Raw genomic sequence first — 1,632 nt, forward strand, 5'->3', positions numbered from 1 at the left:
AGCTAGCTTAGCAGGAGCCTCACACCATAATCTTTGATTTGGTGTGAGAGGAATGCGCGGCTGTTAAAGGGGTTCAATACCCCTTTAACAGCAAATTACACTTTCAAAGAATCCTGAGATTTAATATATCTTCGTAATAATTTAATCATCTTTCATGGCAACCTTTCCAAAATCTATACACTAATTAGTGTATTATTAACTATAGTGACCAACACCAGGGGATGAAATACACTTACCAGTATAAAGCACTTCCAAGCACCGACCAAAAGCTAGAGATAAATCTTTGGCTAAGGATTTGCCAGTACTGGTATAATCGTCAGCTTGGTGAAAGGTTTGATTGGTGGGAACGTAACAGAACTTCGGTTAACTCTTGCCCCTTGGTCTGTCATCTTCCTGAACTGCGCGATCGCCCCAACTACTACAGCCAAAAGAAACTTTTACCAGGACTCAAAAAGGGTAAGGTAACAGTGGAATGGTCAGGATATGATTTAGATTTTTCACGGGTTCCAGCTAATACTCTGCAGCAGGTCTGTAAACGTGTAGATAAGGCGTTTGATCGGTTTATTTATGGGGACAATAACGGCAATAGGAGTGGTAAGCCTCGCTTCAAATCTCAACCTCGTTATCGCTCATTTATTGTTGAAGGAGCAGGTTTAACCCTGCATTCATGTTCGACTGGGGGAAAGTTCCTTTACCTGAAAATACCCAAGATCGGCTTGCTAAAAATTCGCTCTCACCGCCATCTACCGGATGGTGCAATCCTCAAACAAGTGCAATTCATCAAAAAAAGTGATGGATGGTTTGTAAACCTTAAACTTGATGATCCTACTGTTCCTGGTATTACACCTGATGTAATCGTGCCGAATTGGGAGAACTCCCTAGGAATGGATGCAGTACTTCACCAGGAGTACTATCTGGCGACATCTTTAGGGGTAAAGCTACCATCCGCCAAGTTTTTGAGGCGAAATCAATCTAAATTAGCCAAAATTTCCAAAAAGAAAAATGCTCGCACCTCAAGGCAGTAAAGCACGCCGAAAACTAGCGAAAAAAGAGGGGTTGCAACACCAAAAAATTGCTCGCGCCAGAAAAGATTTCCAATACAAGACTGCCCACAGCTTAGTAAGTACAGGCAAGAAAGTATTCTTTCATGAAAACCTCAACCTTAAAGGTTTAAGTAAGCGTAATGCACCATTACAAGACAAAGAAGGGAAATACCTACCAAATGGTCAATCGGCCAAGTCCGGGCTCAACCTAAGTTGGGCGGATGCCGCTTTTGGAGAATTCTTTGTAATCCTTGGTCACATAGCTGCGAAAGCTGGAGCCGTTGTGGTTGCCAAGAATCCTGCTTATACCTCTCAATTGTTATCCTATCGAGATCAAGTGATTTTTACTGATTGCGGTATCCGGAAATATTGGGATGAAATAGAAAACCTCTGGGTTGATAGAGATATTAATGCTGCTATCAACATCAAGAGAGTGGGGCTGGACGTGTTCCCCACTATAAAACGCCTTAAAGGTAGCATCAAAATAGTTGATTCTATTACTGATGATACCTCCAAGGAAGTTCTACGCACTCTTCGGGGTGCCTGAGAAGCCTACACCATACCTTTAAGGTTGGTGTAGGAGCGTCAC

General features: G+C 42.5%; 2 protein-coding genes. Both read left to right on the forward strand.

What is annotated here, in order from left to right; translation table 11 throughout:
• Positions 1 to 221 precede the first annotated feature (221 nt).
• Entirely contained in the window at positions 222 to 1,025 is an 804-nt protein-coding gene (locus F6K38_RS41410) for an RNA-guided endonuclease InsQ/TnpB family protein (RefSeq protein WP_287360657.1), read from the forward strand.
• Entirely contained in the window at positions 1,003 to 1,590 is a 588-nt protein-coding gene (locus tag F6K38_RS41415; protein WP_008187077.1) for a zinc ribbon domain-containing protein, read from the forward strand. The genes F6K38_RS41410 and F6K38_RS41415 overlap by 23 nt, the downstream gene beginning before the upstream one ends.
• Positions 1,591 to 1,632: the final 42 nt, after the last annotated feature.

Source organism: Moorena sp. SIO3B2 (assembly GCF_010692525.1).
GTDB classification, from domain to species: Bacteria; Cyanobacteriota; Cyanobacteriia; order Cyanobacteriales; family Coleofasciculaceae; genus Moorena; species Moorena producens.